Here is a 16,819-nt window from a genome sequence, read left to right on the forward strand (position 1 = left end):
GCTCACCGCCCCCGCCACCACCGCCATCTCCCGTGTCAGGATTGACATCATCCGCGCCGTTAATGGTGATCGAAATGCTGGTGGTGTCACGCGCGCCGCTGGGATCGGTCACTGCCACGAGGAAGGTGTCCACCCGAGTCTCACCACCGTTGAGGTTTTGCACAAGTTCGCTGTCATTGTTGAGCGCGTAACTCCAGGTGCCGTTCGGATTGACTGTCAACGTGCCAAATCCACTGGTGTCGCTGCCCAATACCACATAACTCAAGGTGTCGTTGGCATCTATTTCGGTGACTGTAATAAGGCCTCTCGCTGAGAGACCGCCATCCTCTGTTACTTCTGGAATGCTATACAGTGTGCCGGTGATCACAGGCGCATCATTGGTGCCGTTGACGTCAATGGAAATGGTCGCCGTGTCAAAGCCGCCATTGCCGTCGCTGACCAGCACATCAAATGTTTCGACCACTGTTTGTCCTGCCGCCAAGGCTTGAACCGCCGCCGAAGTGTTGTCCAGAACATAGCTCCAGGTGCCGGTGTTAGGATCAAGCGCCAAGGTGCCGTAGAAGCCGGTGCTGCTGCCAACCACGCTATAGGTGAGGGTGTCGTTTTTATCGACATCGCTGGCCACAACCGCCCCGGATGCGCTTTGCACCGCGCCGTCCTCAGTCACGGTGTCATTGTCGTAGCTGACGGTGCTAATGACGGGTTCATCATTTGTGCCATAGATAATCACGGAGACGTTGACGGTGTCGGTGCCGCCATTTCCGTCAGACACTTCTACAGCGATTGTGTCGGTCAGGCTTTCGCCCACGCCTAACTCCTGAACCGCAGATGAGGCGTTGTGCAAAGCGTAGCTCCACGCCCCGGAACTTGGGCCGATGGAAAAGGTGCCATAGGTGCCGGGTCCGCCTGAGAAGGTCAAAACATCGCTGGCGTCTGGGTCTGTCGCGGAGACTATGCCATTGGCTGCGATCACACTGTCCTCAAACAAGTCACCAATGTCATTGGTCACGCCCGTGATAGTCGGGGCGTCATTCACCCCCGCCACGGAGATATCCAGAGAATGCGTGGTCAAGTTGCCCTGACCGTCGTCAATCACAATGGTTATGGTTGCGGTCCCGTATTCTCCGACCGCGAGATAATTGAAGGCCGTGGTGGGGTCAAAGCTGTAGCTGAAACTAGCACCCACACCCATGCCTTTGGAAAGTGCGCTGCTACTGATCAATGCCAAGCTGCCGGCCGATGTACCAACAGTTGAGACTGTGACGGTGCCCCCATCAAAATCATAGGCATCGAAAGAGATCACAATGGGGGTGTCTTCATCGGTGGCTGCGTCTTCGCCCAACACCAAGGCCCCATTGTTGCCGCCAATTTCAAACGTGTAGTCGTCAAACTGCAGGAATTCGACGCCGTGCAGCGTGTCTATGGCCGTGTCGCCATCAGAGGCATCAATGTCTTTGACATTGAGTTTGTGAAACCAGCCGTGTTCCCAAGTGTATCCAAACACCGAGCCTTCAAAAACGGCGGTGTCTACGCCGCCGCCGCCGAATAATTTGTCATATCCTTCGCCGCCGGACATGGTGTCATTGCCAGCGCCGCCAAAAATCTTGTCGTTGCCACGGCCACCAGAAATGTCATCGTTGCCGCGTCCACCAAAGAGATAATCGTCTCGGTTGCCACCAAACATACTGTCATTTCCAGAGAGCCCAAATATCTTTCCGGGTAAGTCGCTGCCCTCCAGCGAAAGCACATCATCCGACTGCGTGCCGATCACAATCGGTTTATTGAACCAATCTAGCCACGAGTTAAACCTTGGCATGGTGTTCTCCCCCCAAATGGACTTTTTGATAAAGGTTCAGCAGATCGCAAAAGGTACGACCAAGTCGCGCAATTCTTCATGGCAGATCACACTGTTAAAAACGGCGACCCCTAAGGCACACCAAAGCAAGAATCGTCAACCCACTGCCACGCTCTAGAGTGTAGCGTGGATTGGCGTTTATTCAAAATTTCCTATATTTAACTGTAACGGTCCCGGGTGGGGATCAAACCGCTTCGATGCGCAATGCCACCGGATCAGCGGCCATCACACCGGTTTCCCGCATCGCCACCACAGCTGCATCCAACGCGGCGCGCTGGGTTTTATGTGTGACAATCAACACCGGGGCATGGGCATCGTCATGGCGGGTTTGGCGCATGCGGTCGATGCTGATGCCATTGTCGCCCAATGCCGTGGCGATCTTGGCCATGGCACCCGGGCGATCCTCTAGCGCGAGGCGCAGATAGTAAGGCGCAGGGGAATTGGACTGCGCCGATTTGGCAGTGGTCAGCATGTCTGCCGGTACCCCAAACGTTGGCAGGCGGAAACCACGTGCGATGTCACAGACGTCGCCCATCACTGCGCTGGCGGTTGGGCCTTCACCGGCTCCTGGGCCACGCAGCACAACCTGCTCAACAGCGTCACCTTCGATCACCACCATATTGGTGCCGCCTTGAAGCTGACCCAGAGGGCTGTCAGCAGGCACAAGGCACGGAGACATGCGTTGTTCCAAGCCGCGACCAGTCATTTGGGTCACGCCCAACAGTTTGATTTTGAAGCCAAGTTCGGCTGCTTGGTTTATGTCTTCGATGGAGATGCGCTGGATGCCTTCGAGTTCCACGCCGCCAAAATCCACCTTGGTGCCAAAGGCGATGGACGACAGCAGGGAGAGCTTGTGGCCCGCGTCAATGCCGCCCACGTCCAGATTTGGATCAGCCTCAAGATAACCAAGCGCGTCCGCTTCGGCAAAAACCTCGTCATAGGGCAGACCGGCGTCTTGCATCCGGGTCAGGATGTAGTTGCAGGTGCCGTTCATCACCCCCATCACGCGGGTGATGTCATTGCCTGCCAGGCCTTCGGTCAGCGCTTTGATCACCGGAATGCCACCGGCGACAGCGGCTTCAAAGCGGATCACCGAGCCTTTGGATTCGGCGGTTTGCGCCAAGGCGTGGCCGTGATGCGCCAGCAACGCTTTGTTGGCGGTCACGACGTCTTTGCCCAATTCCAGTGCCGCTTCGATGGCATCTTTGGCCGGGCCGTCTTCGCCGCCCATCAACTCGACAAACACGTCCACATCGTCGCGTTTGGCCAGCGCCACGGGATCATCTTCCCAAGCGTACCCTGCCAGCGAGACGCCACGATCTTTGTCTTTGGACCGTGCGCTCACCGCAGTGATCACAACCGGGCGCCCGGTGCGCGCGGCCAATACGTTGGCTTTCTGACGTATGATTTTCACAACGCCCACGCCCACGGTGCCCAAACCGGCAATCCCAAGACGAAGCGGAGTAGGCTGGGACGTGGTCATGGTGGGCTACCTCTATGCAGGTGTGTTGTGTCTGTTACTTTGCCGTTTAGCCGCTCTTTGGGCGCTGTGCAACGCGCGGCGTGCGCGCAAGCGCTAAAGATTGCTGGCGCGGTTTTGAAGCCGCGCTCCGCGCGCCTCCAGCTCGGCTTCGCTGTTTTCTGTCAACCGGGCAGGAGATGTTTTGGGCAACGCGTGTTGCGGCAATATTTCCGGGTAGGGGGCCGCCTCCAAGGCTGCATCACTGGTGGCTTCCATGCCTGGGGTTTCCCCACAGGCCGTCAACGCCCATAGAGGCAGAAGGGCAAAAGCAAAGGTGCGAATAGGCAGCATCGTAAGGTCCGTTTTGGCTCATCGCTTTATGACCTATGGCAGCGGGGCCACACAAGCGGTGATCGCACACAGGTGAAAGGCCTGCTCGGGGTTTTAAACGAACGTGTGTTCAGATAATTGTAATGCATGGCACGAACTCAAGGCTCTCATTCCGGCATCACCGGTCCACGCGTCCGCGATGCGGCGTTGAAACTCTTTGCGCAGCATGGCTATGCGGCGGTCTCCATGCGCCAAATTGCGCGTGAGGTGGGGGTGCAGGCTGGGGCATTGTATAATTACACGCCTGACAAGCAGAGCTTGTTGTTTGATCTGATGCAGACACACATGACGGAGTTGTTGGCGGCTTGTGCGGACATGCCGGACGGCGGCCCGCCCATCGAGGCCTTGGAAAATTTTACCAGTTTGCACCTGAGGTTCCACTCCGAACGCCCGGAGGAAGTGTTCATTGCCTATATGGAATTGCGCAATCTGACACCGGAAAACTTCACCAAAATCGAAGCCCTGCGCCGGTCTTACGAAGATGGTTTGGAGACCATTTTGCGGTCCGGCGTCAGTAGCGGGGATTTTGAGGTCAGCGATCCCAAGATTGCCACAATGGCGGTGATTGCCATGTTGACCGGCGTAAACACTTGGTTCCGCGAAGGCGGCCGCCTGTCGCTGGAAGAGGTCGAGCAGATTTACTGGGACATGGTACGCAAAGCGGTGGGGGCCTAAGCGGTCTCCCGAGGTTATTTTGAGCGGATCACATAAAGGGCCAGAAGGACAAAATCCCTTTGGCCGAATGTTTTAATGCGCTGGTTTGATAAACGTGCCGTTGCGCAGTTCGGCAAAGGCCTGTTGCAATTCCGCCTGTGTGTTCATCACAATCGGCCCATGCCAGGCCACCGGCTCCTGAATGGGCTGACCTGAGATCAGCAGAAAGCGAACACCCTGTTCCCCGGCTTGAACCGTAACCTCATCGCCATTGCCAAAGCGAATGAGGGTACGATCCCCGCTCATGTCGCGGATGTTGAGCTCTTCACCCGCCACCTCTTTCTCCAGCAGGATACCTTTGGGTTGGCTGGCATCTGCAAAGGCCGCGTCGCCTTCAAACACATAGGCAAAGGCACGTCGCCGTGTGTCTATCCGGAAGGTTTTTTCCACCCCCGCAGGCACGGTCACGTCCAAAAACATCGGGTCCGCAGAAATCCCGTCCACAGGGCCAGTCTTGCCCCAGAAGCTGCCAATCACAATGCGCACCTTGGTGCCGTCATCATCGATGATCTCCGGAATCTCCTTGCCTTCCACATCCTGATAACGCGGATCGGTCATCTTCAAGTCACGCGGTAGGTTGGCCCAAAGCTGGAAGCCGTGGTTCACCCCACTGGCGTCGGCCGTAGGCATCTCCTGATGCAAAATCCCGCGGCCTGCGGTCATCCATTGCACGTCACCGGATTTCAGATTGCCAGTGTTGCCAAGGCTGTCCTGATGCTCCACCGCGCCGTCGATCACATAGGTGATCGTCTCGATCCCGCGGTGGGGGTGCCACGGGAACCCCTTCTCATATTGCGCCGGATCATCGTTGCGAAAATGATCCATCATCAAAAACGGGTCGAGCTCCGTAGGATCCTGAAACCCAAACACGCGGTTGATATGCACGCCTGCGCCTTCCATTGCGGGAATGGCTTTGCGGGTCTCCAAAACAGGTCTGATAGACATGACATGTCTCCTTTCACGGCTCAAAATAGGGGCTTATGGCCGCCGGGAAAATTGGCGGCACCGCAGCTTCACTGTGCAGAAGTGCACATGTGCAGAGTTCCCGTGAGCTCAGGTGCACCGGCTTGCGACGCCACGACACTTTTCACGCGGGCTTTTGAAATCTCAGAACTTGCGCGTAACGTAAATCGACAGACACTCATTGGCAGGGGAGGGCCATATGCAAGGGTCCATGATGATGCGTCCGCTTAAGATTGCGGATATTCTAAGCTACGCGGCAGAAATCCACTCACAAGGCGAGGTGGTTTCGGTCCGTACCGAAGGCGACATACATCGCCAAACCTACGCACAAACTGCCAAACGGGTGGCGCAGCTGGCACACGGGCTCACCGCGCAAGGCATGCAGTTGGGCGACCGGGTCGCCACATTGGCTTGGAACGGCTATCGCCATCTGGAACTTTACTACGCGATCTCCGGCGCAGGTGGCGTGTGCCACACCATCAACCCGCGTCTGTCGGCAGAGCAGATGACGTACATCGTCAACCACGCCCACGACACGATGCTGTTTGTGGATTTGACCTTTGTACCCATTGTGGACGCGCTGCGAGCGCAATGGCCGGCTGGTCTGAAAGTTGTGGTCATGACCGACAGCGCGCATATGCCAGAAGGCGACTATCTGTGTTACGAAGAGCTGCTTGAGGGTCAGCCGGATCACTTCGACTGGCCTGATCTGCCGGAAGAGACCGCTGCCGGCCTGTGTTACACTTCTGGCACCACCGGCAATCCCAAAGGCACGCTTTACACCCACCGCTCCACTGTGTTGCACGCGATGATGGTGGGCCTGTCGCTGCCTGCCGCGCTGCAACCAGGCAAACGCATTTTGCCGGTTGTTCCGCTGTTCCATGTAAACGCCTGGGGTCTGCCTTATGCCGCGCCCCTGACCGGCGCGTCCTTGATCTTCCCCGGCGGTGCTCTGGATGGCCCAAGTCTGTTCAAGCTGATGGACGACGAAAAAGTCTATTCGGCTTGGGGTGTGCCGACGGTCTGGCTAGGCCTGCAGGGCGAGATTGCCAATCAAGGCCGTATGCCAGAAGGCCTCGGGGATATGGTGGTTGGCGGCTCTGCCGCGCCTGCGTCGATGATCCAATACTTTGAGGAAGGTGGCGTGAACGTCTGCCACGCCTGGGGCATGACGGAAATGTCCCCCATCGGCACCCAAGGCAATCTGCCGGAACATCTCGACAGCAAACCGATGGCCGAGCGTATCGCCATCAAATCCAAACAAGGTCGTCGTGTCTTTGGCGTGGACCTCAAGATTGTGGATGAGGACGGCAAACGCTTGCCGCATGATGGCGCCGCCGCAGGCGAACTCTACGTGCGCGGCAACGCTATTACCTCCGGCTATTTCGAAAATGAAGACGCCAATCAAACCGCCTTTGACGCCGAAGGCTGGTTTGGCACAGGCGATGTGGCGACAATTGACAGCAATGGCTATCTCACCATCACCGACCGCGCCAAAGACTTGATCAAATCCGGTGGGGAATGGATCAGCTCGCTTGATCTGGAAAACACCGTCATGTCGCACCCCAAAGTGGCCAATTGCGCGGTGATCGCCGTGGCCCATCCCAAATGGGACGAACGCCCGCTGCTGGTGGTGGTGCCGTCTCCCGAGGGTAAGCCAGAGCCAGATGAGCTGATGGGCTTGCTTCTGGAGCATTTTGCCAAATGGCAATTGCCGGATGACGTGGTTTTTGTTGATGAACTGCCGCTCACCGCCACAGGCAAAGTCTCCAAACTTACCCTGCGCAAACAATTTGCAGATCATAAGCTGCCGGACATGGCCTGAGTGGTGCGCAGCGAGACCCTAGATATCGCCGGTCACAGCTTCCACGTGGAGGTGGCCGGTGATCCCTCCAAGCCCGTGATCCTGATGCTGCACGGTTTCCCGGAATACTCCGGTGCCTTTGATGAACTGATCAAGCATCTCGAGGATGACTATCTCTGCATCGCTCCGGATCAACGCGGCTACGGCCAAAGCTGGCGACCCAAAAAGGTGGAGCACTACGCCGTCTCAAAGCTGGTAGGAGATGCATTTGCCATTCTCGACCACTACAGTTCAAACGCACCCGTCGCTGCTGTCTTGGGCCACGACTGGGGCGCGGCAGTAGCTTACGGTCTGGCCTTCCGCCATTCCGACCGGTTGCAAAACCTGATCATCGCCAACGGCGTGCACCCAGTTCCCTTCCAGCGCGCCCTGGCCGCAGGCGGCGCGCAATCTGAAGCCAGCCAGTACATCGATTGGCTACGCGCGGAGGGCTCAGAAGACAAACTCGCCGCCAACAACCACGCACGCATGATGGGCATTTTTTCCAAACATATGGACATGTCTTGGATGACGCCGGAGAAGCTGATTGCTTACCAAGCCGCCTGGGGGGATGCCGATCAAATCCGTGGCATGGTCAATTGGTACCGCGCGTCTTTCCTCAAGGTGGCCACCCCCGGGGTGCCGTTGCCAGAGAAAGACCGACCCACACTGCGCTCCAAGCATCTACATGTGTCGATGCCCCACCTCCTGCTCTGGGGAGAAAACGACACTGCGCTCCTTCCAGAATGCTACACCGGCCTGGAAGACCACTGCGCCGATCTCACCGTTCAAACGATCCCGGATGCCGACCACTGGCTCCTTCATCAAAGGCCCGCTGAGATCGCCCACAACATCCGCACATTCCTCACGCGCTAAGCCCATTCTCATTCCAAAATATCCCCGCCGGAGGCATCTAAGTTTTGCAAAATTCACAGCCTCCTGTGTCAGCGCCTCCAAAGTGACGTCATGTTACTTTGCGAACCTCTTGCTTGAGTGCCGTCCACGCGGCCTTATCCTGACACCAACTACAGGAGTTTCCCATGTCTGGTGACAGCCACCTTCCAAAGGCCCTGCAAGGTCTGCGCATCCCCGCAGTTGCCTCGCCTTTGTTTATCATTTCCGTCCCCGCGCTGGTCATTGCCCAGTGTAAGGCAGGCATCATCGGCAGCTTTCCGGCGCTCAACGCCCGCGAAGGCGAGGGCGAGCACCCGCTTCTGGACACATGGCTCACGCAAATCCGCGAAGAGCTGGACCGTCACAACCAAGAAAACCCGGATCGCCCCGCCGCCCCGTTTGCGGTCAATCAGATCGTGCACCGCTCCAACACACGGCTCGAGCGCGACATAGACCTCTGTCACAAACACAAGGTGCCGATCTGGATCACATCTCTTGGTGCGCGGGTGGAGGTCAATGACGCGGCCCATGATTGCGGCGGCATTGCGCTGCATGACATCATCAACAACAAGTTTGCCAAAAAGGCGATTGAGAAAGGCGCGGACGGCCTGATTGCCGTCGCGGCTGGCGCAGGCGGTCATGCAGGCCCGCAAAGCCCGCTCGCTCTGATCAGCGAAATTCGCGAGTGGTTTGACGGGCCTTTGCTGCTCTCCGGCTCCATCGGCACCGGCGCGTCGCTCCTGGCGGCCCAAGCCATGGGCGCAGACCTCGGCTATATCGGCTCGCCCTTCATCGCGACGGAAGAAGCCAATGCCATGCAAGGCTACAAAGACATGATTGTCGACAGCGGCGCCGAAGACATTGTCTATTCGTCCCTGTTTACCGGCGTGTCTGGCAATTACCTCAAGGGCTCCGTGACCAACGCCGGTATGGACCCGGACAACCTGCCGGACGGTGACGTGAAAACCATGGACTTTGGCGGCGACCGCGAAAAACCAAAGGCGTGGAAAACCATCTGGGGCTCTGGCCAAGGCATTGGCGCGGTGAAAGAAGTCACCAAAACCGCAGACCTTGTTGACCGTCTGGAGCGCGAATACATCGCCGCGTGGGAGCGGCTACAGGCCCGCATGTCATGAGCCAGATGTTCCATCTCATCCGCCACGCGCAAGCCAGTTTTGGCGCGGCCGACTATGACAACTTGTCAGACCTCGGCCACCGCCAATCCGCGGCGCTGGGCGCGGCGCTAAAGCGCCAGGGTGTGGTGCCGGATGCGGTGTTCATCGGCGCGCAAAAACGTCATCGCCAAACCTGGGAAGGCATTGAAACGGCTCTCCAAACAGGCCTGACGCCAATTGTGGTGCCGGGGTGGAACGAATTTGACTTTGGCGGGTTGCTTGAGGCCCGCTACGCCAACCGTGATGACAAACCGGCAGGCCTGCATGACGACCGCAAAACCCATTTTCGGATTCTGCGCGACACGGTGATCGAATGGCAGCGCGGAGAGATCGACAATCCGCCGGAAAGCTTTGCCGCCTTCACAGATCGCGTACGCGAAGCCCGCGCTATTGTGACCGCTTCAGGTGCCAAAACCCCGCTCGCTGTGAGCTCCGGCGGCGCTATCGGGCGCACCATTGCCGATGTACTTGGCGCCCCCGCCGAACAGATGATCCTGCTGCAATTGCAGGTCAAAAACTGCGCTGTGGCCCGGTTGGTCATGGCCAAAGGCAACACGTGGCTCAACGGGTTCAACGAAACTCCACATATTGACGGTCGCAACCAAGATGAGATGCTGACCTACAGCTAAGTTGGGCATCGGAAGGAAACGCAATGGACGCTACAACTCTGGACGCAGATGCCGTCGCTCGCTGGCTAACCGATAATCTCGACGGCTTCAAAGGCCCCATCACGGCCACCAAGTTCGATGTCGGTCAGTCCAACCCCACCTTCCGGCTAAACACGCCCTCCGGCCAATACGTCCTGCGGCGCAAACCTCCCGGTGTTCTGCTCAAATCTGCTCATGCTGTGGACCGCGAATTCCGCGTGCAGAAAGCTTTGTCCGGCACCGACGTGCCCGTCGCCAACATGCACCTGCTGTGTGAAGATGACGCTGTGACTGGCTCCGCATTTTATGTCATGGACTATGTTGAAGGGCGCACCTTTGACGACCCACGCCTGCCAGAGCTCACCAACGGCCAACGCACCCAAGTTATCGACGAAATGGGCCGCGTCCTTGCCGCCATCCACTCTGTTGACATCAACGCCGTCGGCCTGTCGGACTACGGTCCCGAAGGCAACTACTTTGAGCGTCAGGTTGGGCGCTGGACCAAGCAATACCGCGCCAGCGAAACACAAACGATCCCGCAGATGGATCAATTAATCGATTGGCTCGTAGCCAATATTCCGGACGATGACGGCAAACGTACCTTGGTGCATGGTGACTATCGCATAGACAATATGCTCTTTGCCAAAGACCGCCCCGAAGTGGTCGCGGTGCTCGATTGGGAGCTTTCCACGATCGGCCACCCCTATGCTGACCTCGCCGGGGTGATCATGCAGTGGCAGATGCCGCCGGGCAACGAGGGCAGGGGGCTGGCCGGTGTGGACCGCGCCGCGCTGGGCTTGCCAACCGACGAAGCGTTCATCGCCTCATACTGCAACCGCATGGGCTTGCCCGGCATTGAGAAATTTGGTTTCTACCTCGCCTTCTGCTTCTTCCGCATGGGGGCGATCATTCAGGGCGTGAAAAAGCGGGCGCTGGATGGCAACGCCTCAGACCCCGCACGCGCGGCCAAGCTGGGCAGTTTTGTGCCAATGTTTGCCATTGCTGGGTTGGAGGCCACCAAACGTGGATAAGATGTTTCAGGACAAAGTGGTGATGATCACTGGCGCCGCCAGTGGGTTTGGCGCCATGGCGGCAGAGCGCTTTGCGACGCAGGGTGCCAAGCTGGGGCTGTCTGACATCAATGGTGGGCAGTTGGTCGCCGTAGCGGAGGCGTTGCGCGCCAAAGGTGTTGAGGTGGTCACGGACGTGGTCAATGTCGCTGACGAAACTCAAGTCGCTGCCCATGTCACCAACATCACAGAGACTTTCGGAGGGCTCGACATTGGCATCAACAACGCGGGCATTGGCCACGATGTGCGCCCGCTTCAATTCCTGACCACCGACGATTTCGATTTGATGATGAATGTGAACGCCAAAGGTGTGTTCCTGTGCATGAAGCATCAGATCCCACTGATGCAAAAGGCAGGTGCAGGCGCGATCCTCAATGTGGCCTCCGCTGCAGGGCTGGTTGGTTCCGGCCATCTGTCGCTTTACTCGGCGGCCAAACACGCCGTGGTAGGTCTGACCAAAGCCGCAGCAGACGAAAATGCCACCCGTGGCATTCGTGTAAACGCGCTCTGCCCGTCGTTTTCAGCCACGCCAATGGTGGATGAAATGGCAGACATGGTGGGTGACCGTGCGGGTCTGAGCCGGGAAGACGCCATGACCCATATTGCCAGCCGCGTGCCCATGCGCCGAGTCTCCAGGCCTGAGGAGGTGGTGCAAGCTATGTTGTGGATCAACGCACCAGAGAACAGTTTTATGACCGGGCAAGCGATTGCCATTGATGGCGGTTTGACCGCTGTGTGAAAGCCACACGATCAGCGACACCCAAATTGAAAGCCCAATACATGACCCATGCCCCTCTCGATCCCGCCTTGGGCGAAGCCCCATACGACCTGCAGAAGCACCTTGGTTTCGATCTTACCCATTGGGATGTGGATTATGCCCGACTTGCACTACCCATCGCGCCACACCTAATGAATCGCGCAGGTATCCCACACGGCGGCATCTACGCCACGCTTCTGGACACTGTGATGGGTTTTGCGGGCTGCTACACCGGCACGCCCGAGCTTAAGAAGCTGGCGCTCACGCTGTCGCTGACCACCAACTTTCTGTCACGCCCCAAGGGCAAAGGTCTGATTGCAGAAGGCTGGCGCACCGGAGGTGGCGCCAAAACCTTCTTTGCCGAAGGCACCATCACGGACGAGACCGGCGAGGTCATCGCCCGCGGTTCCGGTGCCTTCAAATACCGCGCGACAACGCTTTAACTTGCCAAGGCTGCCGGCGCGTCGACGTCCCAAGTTCGGGCCAATTCTGCCACGGACGACAGGATGAAATTGACGGTCTCATCTGTCATCAAGACGCTGAGGTTCAACCGCACAAAGCCGGGTTTTTCTGCGCCTGGGCCTTCCAGAATGTCCTTGCGAATTTCGGAGGATTGATCGTCGCCAATTTTTAAAAGCTCATGCACATAGGGCCCTGCGCAAGAGCAGCCGCCGCGTGCCTGAATGCCATATTGCTCAGATAGGGCTCGGGTGAAGTCGTTGTGATCAATCCGCTCGCCATAGGCATTCAACGGCACAAACGACAGGATTGGCAGGCGTTCCTTGCGCTCAGGCGCCAAAACTTTCAGGCGCGGCTCCGTGCCCCATGCTGCAAACGCCCGTGCGGACAGCACGGCATTGCGGGCCGTCATGGCCTCTTGGCCAATCACTTCTTTTACCTTCAATGCCAGCGCCACACGAATGTCGCCCACCACATTGGGCGTGCCGCCTTCTTCACGCTGTTCGAGCTTGGCGACATAGTCATGCTGATGGGCGTTCACAAAGGCCACGGTGCCACCACCGGGGCGATAGGGCACGCGGGCGCAGGCCACATCCTGACGCACAACCAAAACGCCGCTGGCACCGGGGCCGCCGATGCATTTGTGGGGCGAAAACACCAAGGCGTCGATCTCGACACCGTCTGCCGGGGTCATCTGCATCGCCAAGTAAGGCCCGCCCCCGGCGTAGTCCCACACCATGATCCCCCCATGGTGTTTGACCAGCCGGGTCAGCGCCGCCACATCCGTGCACACACCTGTCACATTGGCCGCGGCGCTCAGCGCCACGATCACACGGCCTGTGGCCCCCCGCTCCGTGAGCAGCTGGGTTAGAATTTTGCGGTCCGGTCCGGGCAGATCCCCTTCCGGCACTTCAATCACATCTGCGCCGCTTTCGCGCCACGGCAGCAGGTTGGAATGGTGTTCATACGGCCCCACCAATACGGTGTCGCCGGTGCCGACACCCATCAGATGCATCAGTTGATTGAGGCCGGTTGTTGCGCCTGAACCGGAGAAGATCACCGCATGTTCCTTGGCCCGCGCGCCGCAATGCTCCCGCACAACCTCACGCGCCCCTTCGCGCAACGCGCCCATGCGCGCGCCGCAGAAAGACGCGTCGGTGTGGGTGTTGGCATAAAACGGCAGCACCTCTTCCATCACGAAGGTTTCCACCTGTCGCAGCGCCCGCCCGGAGGCGACATAGTCTGCATACACCAGCTTTTTGGGGCCAGAGGGTGTGTCGATACTCACCTCGCCGCCAATCAAGCCGTGGCGCAAAAACTCCATCGGATTTTTTGCGGCTTTCAGGGTGTCTGCAAATGTCTCAAAGGGGGCGGTTGGGTGGGTCATGATATCCTCGTGCTCGCGTTGGAACTGATTTTACTCTCGTGGGGATGGGTAATCGCTCCCTTTTTTCTGGTGATCTGGACAGTTTTGTGGTCACATGAGCGATATGGTGAAAGAAATTGATCAAATTGATCGACGCGTCCTTGACGTATTGCAACGAGATGCCTCTCTGTCCCAACGGGAAGTAGCCGATCGTGTGGGTTTGTCCCAAAACGCCCTTTGGCGCCGCCTAAAGCGGTTGGAGGAAGAGGGCGTCTTGCTTGGCTCCCGCATGCGGATTGATCCCACAGTGTTGGGACTGGATCTCACTGTCTTTGTCATGGTGCGCACCCGAAATCACTCGATGGAATGGGCTGAGGGGTTCAAGGCGCACGTCGCTCGTATTCCCCAGGTGGCCGAGATGCACCGGATCGGCGGGGACTGGGACTATATGCTGAAAATCATCACCTCCGGCATGTCCGGCTATGATGCGGTCTACCGCCGCCTGACCACCGGCTATGAGATGGACACAGTCACCGGCTTGTTTTCAATGGAAACCATGCTCGACGATCGTCCCGTCGATGTTTTTGGGTAATCAAGGTAAACGCCGTCACAAAAGTTTCATCACGGGAGGGCAGGTAGGCACCATGTTTTGCTTGCGACTCACTAATCATATCCATAATTCATGAATTATGGATATGATATCAGCCCTCACTGCCTTTTCGGCCCTGTCTCAGCAAACCCGCTTGGAAGCTTTCCGCCTTTTGGTGACAACCGGAGACGCCGGTATGAGCGCTGGTGAGATTGCCGAAGCCTTGGAAGTGCGCCAAAACACTTTGTCGGCCAACCTCTCGGTTCTGTTGCAGTCAGGCCTTGTACGCAATCAACGTGAAGGCCGCGTGATCCGCTATTTCGCGGACACAGACGGCATGCGTGGTCTGCTGGGTTTCCTTTTGGAAGATTGCTGCGGCGGCCAACCAGAATTGTGTCAGCCTCTGATCGAAGACCTCACTTGCGGTGAAGGGCCATGCGCATGAGTGACCACAGTGCAGACATCGACGCGGGTCTTGGCACTTTCGAGCGCCTTCTGTCTCTTTGGGTGGCTTTGGCCATTGCTGCAGGGCTCGCGCTGGGCAGCCTGTTTCCTAGTGTCTTTGGTTGGCTCGCCAGTCTGGAGCTTGCCTCTGTAAACCTGCCGGTTGCAGTGCTGATCTGGGCCATGGTCTATCCAATGATGGTGGGCATCGACTTTGGCGCGCTCACCGATGTGGGTCGCAAACCCAAAGGGTTGGTGATCACTGTTGTTGTGAACTGGATGATCAAGCCTTTCACCATGGCCGCGCTGGGCGTCTTGTTTTTTGAGCACATCTTTGCGCCTTGGATCGACCCGCAAACCGCAAGCGAATATCTGGCTGGAGTGATCCTGCTCGGGGCCGCGCCCTGTACCGCCATGGTGTTTGTCTGGTCCAACCTAGTACGGGGCGATGCCAACTACACATTGGTGCAGGTCAGCGTGAACGATGTAATTATGGTCTTTGCCTTTGCACCCATCGTAGCCTTTTTGCTGGGTGTGACTGACATCACTGTACCTTGGAATACGTTGCTGCTGTCCGTGGTGCTCTACATTCTCCTACCGCTAGTGGCTGGCGTGATCACCCGCCGCCACTTGATCGGGCAGGGTGGTGACATTGCCGTCGACGCCTTCCGCGACAAGCTGCGCCCAACCTCCATTGGCGGCTTACTGCTGACCGTGGTCCTGCTCTTTGGCTTTCAGGCCCAGGTGATCCTGTCTCAACCACTCAACATCCTGCTGATTGCCATTCCGCTGCTGATCCAAACCTATGGTATCTTTTTTATCGCTTACGGCACGGCGCGCCTGTGGAAAGTGCCGTTTGAGGTGGCCGCCCCCTGTGCCTTGATCGGCACATCCAATTTCTTTGAGCTTGCGGTGGCGGTTGCCATCTCGCTCTTTGGCCTGGGCTCAGGTGCTGCCTTGGCCACAGTCGTCGGCGTGCTGGTCGAAGTGCCGGTCATGCTGTCTCTTGTCGCTTTTGCCAACCGCACCCGTGGCTGGTTCTCGTAACCTAAGGCTTGGGCCGTCAGGCCCGGGCAGTGCCCGACCTCCCCCATGGGAGGGCGCTTCGCTTTCTCCCGAGGTCGGCCGCCGCCCTTAGGATTTGTCTCACCGGGGATAGAGATTGAGGAATTTCTGATGACCAAAATCGCAATCAATGGCCTGGGCCGTATGGGCAAGCTGGTGATCCGCAGCTTTTTTGACCTTGGTCTGGACGCCGACATTGTCCTGCTGAACGATCCGGTGGGCGACGCTGAACTGCACGCGCACCTCTTGGAGTTTGACACCGTACATGGCCGCTGGCGCGCGGACTTTGCATTTGACGACAACAGCATCACTGTAGATGGCCACCAAATGCGCAAAACCGCCACTTGGAAGATCGAGGACTTGCCGCTTGAAGAGCTGGGCGTCGATCTGGTGGTGGACTGCTCCGGTGTGTTCAAATCCAACGATAAGTTGCAGCCCTACTTTGATGCAGGTGTGAAAAAGGTTGTGGTCTCAGCTCCTGTGAAAGAGGACGACGTCGCCAATATCGTTTACGGCGTGAATGACGACACTTACGATGCTGAGACACACAAAGTTATCACTGCGGCCTCCTGCACCACCAACTGCATCGCGCCGGTGGTCAAGGTGATCCGTGACAAACTTGGTATTGAACAGGCCAGCTTCACCACCATCCACGATGTGACCAACACGCAGGTGATTGTGGACAAAGCCCACAAAGACCCGCGCCGCGCACGTTCCGCGCTCAACAGCCTGATCCCCACCACCACCGGCTCGGCCAAGGCGATCATCCAGATTTTCCCCGACATGGAGGGCAAAATCGACGGCACCGCCGTGCGCGTGCCGCTGCTGAACGCGTCCCTGACTGATATGGTGTTTGATGTTAGCCGTGACACCACCGTGGAAGAGGTCAACGGCTTCTTTGCGGAGGCCGCCGCTTGCGAGCTTGAAGGCATCCTTGGATATGAAACCCGTCCGCTGGTGTCCTGTGATTTCACCAATGATGACCGCTCCACCATTGTTGATGCGCTCTCCACCCGTGTGGTGAATAGCAAACATGTGAAAATCTACGCGTGGTATGACAATGAATGGGGCTACGCGTTCCGCCTCGCGGATGTGACCCGCATGGTTCTCGCCAGCTTGTAAGTCT

16 protein-coding genes and 1 pseudogene are annotated in these 16,819 nt (G+C 57.8%); 12 read left to right on the top strand and 5 right to left on the bottom strand.

All coding sequences use genetic code 11. The features are described 5' to 3' along the window. Positions 1 to 55: 55 nt before the first annotated feature. The 3 genes and pseudogenes from QOL67_RS21030 to QOL67_RS21040 all read right to left on the bottom strand — a co-directional run. A pseudogene (locus QOL67_RS21030) lies at positions 56 to 1,816 on the bottom strand (VCBS domain-containing protein); the annotation flags it as partial. 223 nt (positions 1,817 to 2,039) lie between these two features. Further along, positions 2,040 to 3,338 carry a homoserine dehydrogenase gene (locus tag QOL67_RS21035; RefSeq protein ID WP_283427957.1) on the bottom strand — a complete coding sequence of 433 codons (1,299 nt, stop codon included), beginning with the start codon at positions 3,336 to 3,338 and terminating at the stop codon, positions 2,040 to 2,042. 93 nt (positions 3,339 to 3,431) lie between these two features. Next, positions 3,432 to 3,668 (bottom strand): hypothetical protein, encoded by a 237-nt coding sequence (locus tag QOL67_RS21040; protein WP_283427958.1) that lies wholly within the window; start codon positions 3,666 to 3,668, stop codon positions 3,432 to 3,434. Positions 3,669 to 3,794: 126 nt separating this feature from the next. Between QOL67_RS21040 and QOL67_RS21045 the strand changes: the two genes are divergently transcribed. After that, positions 3,795 to 4,382, top strand: a complete 588-nt coding sequence (locus QOL67_RS21045) for a TetR/AcrR family transcriptional regulator (protein WP_283427959.1) — start codon at positions 3,795 to 3,797, stop codon at positions 4,380 to 4,382. Positions 4,383 to 4,454: 72 nt separating this feature from the next. Here the strand turns inward: QOL67_RS21045 and QOL67_RS21050 are convergent, their stop codons facing one another. Further along, entirely contained in the window at positions 4,455 to 5,366 is a 912-nt protein-coding gene (locus QOL67_RS21050) for a pirin family protein (protein WP_283427960.1), read from the bottom strand. 217 nt (positions 5,367 to 5,583) lie between these two features. On the opposite strand from QOL67_RS21050, the gene QOL67_RS21055 reads away from it, so the two are divergent. The 7 genes from QOL67_RS21055 to QOL67_RS21085 all read left to right on the top strand — a co-directional run bounded on the left by QOL67_RS21055 (position 5,584) and on the right by QOL67_RS21085 (position 12,213). After that, a complete protein-coding gene (locus QOL67_RS21055) occupies positions 5,584 to 7,209 on the top strand; it encodes a long-chain fatty acid--CoA ligase (protein ID WP_283427961.1) in 1,626 nt (541 codons plus the stop codon). Continuing rightward, positions 7,210 to 8,103: an alpha/beta fold hydrolase gene (locus QOL67_RS21060; protein WP_283427962.1), complete on the top strand. Its 894-nt coding sequence runs from the start codon at positions 7,210 to 7,212 to the stop codon at positions 8,101 to 8,103. A 164-nt stretch (positions 8,104 to 8,267) separates the two neighbouring features. After that, positions 8,268 to 9,257 (top strand): NAD(P)H-dependent flavin oxidoreductase, encoded by a 990-nt coding sequence (locus tag QOL67_RS21065; RefSeq protein WP_283427963.1) that lies wholly within the window; start codon positions 8,268 to 8,270, stop codon positions 9,255 to 9,257. Continuing rightward, positions 9,254 to 9,925 carry a histidine phosphatase family protein gene (locus QOL67_RS21070; protein ID WP_283427964.1) on the top strand — a complete coding sequence of 224 codons (672 nt, stop codon included), beginning with the start codon at positions 9,254 to 9,256 and terminating at the stop codon, positions 9,923 to 9,925. The genes QOL67_RS21065 and QOL67_RS21070 overlap by 4 nt, the downstream gene beginning before the upstream one ends. A 23-nt stretch (positions 9,926 to 9,948) precedes the next feature. Then, entirely contained in the window at positions 9,949 to 10,974 is a 1,026-nt protein-coding gene (locus QOL67_RS21075) for a phosphotransferase family protein (RefSeq protein ID WP_283427965.1), read from the top strand. A 1-nt stretch (position 10,975) separates the two neighbouring features. Then, positions 10,976 to 11,752, top strand: a complete 777-nt coding sequence (locus tag QOL67_RS21080; protein ID WP_283427988.1) for an SDR family NAD(P)-dependent oxidoreductase — start codon at positions 10,976 to 10,978, stop codon at positions 11,750 to 11,752. A gap of 41 nt (positions 11,753 to 11,793) precedes the next feature. After that, entirely contained in the window at positions 11,794 to 12,213 is a 420-nt protein-coding gene (locus tag QOL67_RS21085; RefSeq protein WP_283427966.1) for a PaaI family thioesterase, read from the top strand. On the opposite strand, the gene QOL67_RS21090 is transcribed toward QOL67_RS21085, so the two are convergent. Further along, positions 12,210 to 13,616, bottom strand: a complete 1,407-nt coding sequence (locus QOL67_RS21090; protein WP_283427967.1) for an aminotransferase class V-fold PLP-dependent enzyme — start codon at positions 13,614 to 13,616, stop codon at positions 12,210 to 12,212. The genes QOL67_RS21085 and QOL67_RS21090 overlap by 4 nt on opposite strands. A 103-nt stretch (positions 13,617 to 13,719) precedes the next feature. On the opposite strand from QOL67_RS21090, the gene QOL67_RS21095 reads away from it, so the two are divergent. The 4 genes from QOL67_RS21095 (at position 13,720) to QOL67_RS21110 (ending at position 16,815) form a co-directional block, all read left to right on the top strand. After that, entirely contained in the window at positions 13,720 to 14,187 is a 468-nt protein-coding gene (locus tag QOL67_RS21095) for an Lrp/AsnC family transcriptional regulator (RefSeq protein ID WP_283427989.1), read from the top strand. A 97-nt stretch (positions 14,188 to 14,284) separates the two neighbouring features. Beyond that, positions 14,285 to 14,629 (top strand): ArsR/SmtB family transcription factor, encoded by a 345-nt coding sequence (locus QOL67_RS21100; RefSeq protein ID WP_283427968.1) that lies wholly within the window; start codon positions 14,285 to 14,287, stop codon positions 14,627 to 14,629. Beyond that, positions 14,626 to 15,675 (top strand): ACR3 family arsenite efflux transporter, encoded by a 1,050-nt coding sequence (arsB, locus tag QOL67_RS21105; RefSeq protein ID WP_283427969.1) that lies wholly within the window; start codon positions 14,626 to 14,628, stop codon positions 15,673 to 15,675. Before QOL67_RS21100 ends, arsB begins: the two co-directional genes overlap by 4 nt. A gap of 129 nt (positions 15,676 to 15,804) precedes the next feature. Then, a complete protein-coding gene (locus QOL67_RS21110) occupies positions 15,805 to 16,815 on the top strand; it encodes an ArsJ-associated glyceraldehyde-3-phosphate dehydrogenase (RefSeq protein WP_283427970.1) in 1,011 nt (336 codons plus the stop codon). The last annotated feature ends 4 nt before the right edge of the window (positions 16,816 to 16,819 follow it).

The sequence above is a fragment of the Shimia sagamensis genome (genome assembly GCF_900182745.1).
Classification (GTDB): Bacteria; Pseudomonadota; Alphaproteobacteria; order Rhodobacterales; family Rhodobacteraceae; genus Shimia; species Shimia sagamensis.

Excerpts from the sequence above, each read along its gene's own strand:
- QOL67_RS21080 (WP_283427988.1), top strand. The coding sequence starts at position 10,976 with ATGTTTCAGGACAAAGTGGTGATGATCACTGGCGCCGCCAGTGGGTTT.
- QOL67_RS21045 (WP_283427959.1), top strand. The coding sequence starts at position 3,795 with ATGGCACGAACTCAAGGCTCTCATTCCGGCATCACCGGTCCACGCGTC.
- QOL67_RS21075 (WP_283427965.1), top strand. The coding sequence starts at position 9,949 with ATGGACGCTACAACTCTGGACGCAGATGCCGTCGCTCGCTGGCTAACC.
- QOL67_RS21050 (WP_283427960.1), bottom strand. The coding sequence starts at position 5,366 with ATGTCTATCAGACCTGTTTTGGAGACCCGCAAAGCCATTCCCGCAATG.
- QOL67_RS21095 (WP_283427989.1), top strand. The coding sequence starts at position 13,720 with ATGGTGAAAGAAATTGATCAAATTGATCGACGCGTCCTTGACGTATTG.
- QOL67_RS21090 (WP_283427967.1), bottom strand. The coding sequence starts at position 13,616 with ATGACCCACCCAACCGCCCCCTTTGAGACATTTGCAGACACCCTGAAA.
- QOL67_RS21040 (WP_283427958.1), bottom strand. The coding sequence starts at position 3,668 with ATGCTGCCTATTCGCACCTTTGCTTTTGCCCTTCTGCCTCTATGGGCG.
- QOL67_RS21035 (WP_283427957.1), bottom strand. The coding sequence starts at position 3,338 with ATGACCACGTCCCAGCCTACTCCGCTTCGTCTTGGGATTGCCGGTTTG.
- QOL67_RS21070 (WP_283427964.1), top strand. The coding sequence starts at position 9,254 with ATGAGCCAGATGTTCCATCTCATCCGCCACGCGCAAGCCAGTTTTGGC.
- QOL67_RS21085 (WP_283427966.1), top strand. The coding sequence starts at position 11,794 with ATGACCCATGCCCCTCTCGATCCCGCCTTGGGCGAAGCCCCATACGAC.
- arsB (WP_283427969.1), top strand. The coding sequence starts at position 14,626 with ATGAGTGACCACAGTGCAGACATCGACGCGGGTCTTGGCACTTTCGAG.
- QOL67_RS21100 (WP_283427968.1), top strand. The coding sequence starts at position 14,285 with ATGGATATGATATCAGCCCTCACTGCCTTTTCGGCCCTGTCTCAGCAA.
- QOL67_RS21065 (WP_283427963.1), top strand. The coding sequence starts at position 8,268 with ATGTCTGGTGACAGCCACCTTCCAAAGGCCCTGCAAGGTCTGCGCATC.
- QOL67_RS21055 (WP_283427961.1), top strand. The coding sequence starts at position 5,584 with ATGCAAGGGTCCATGATGATGCGTCCGCTTAAGATTGCGGATATTCTA.
- QOL67_RS21110 (WP_283427970.1), top strand. The coding sequence starts at position 15,805 with ATGACCAAAATCGCAATCAATGGCCTGGGCCGTATGGGCAAGCTGGTG.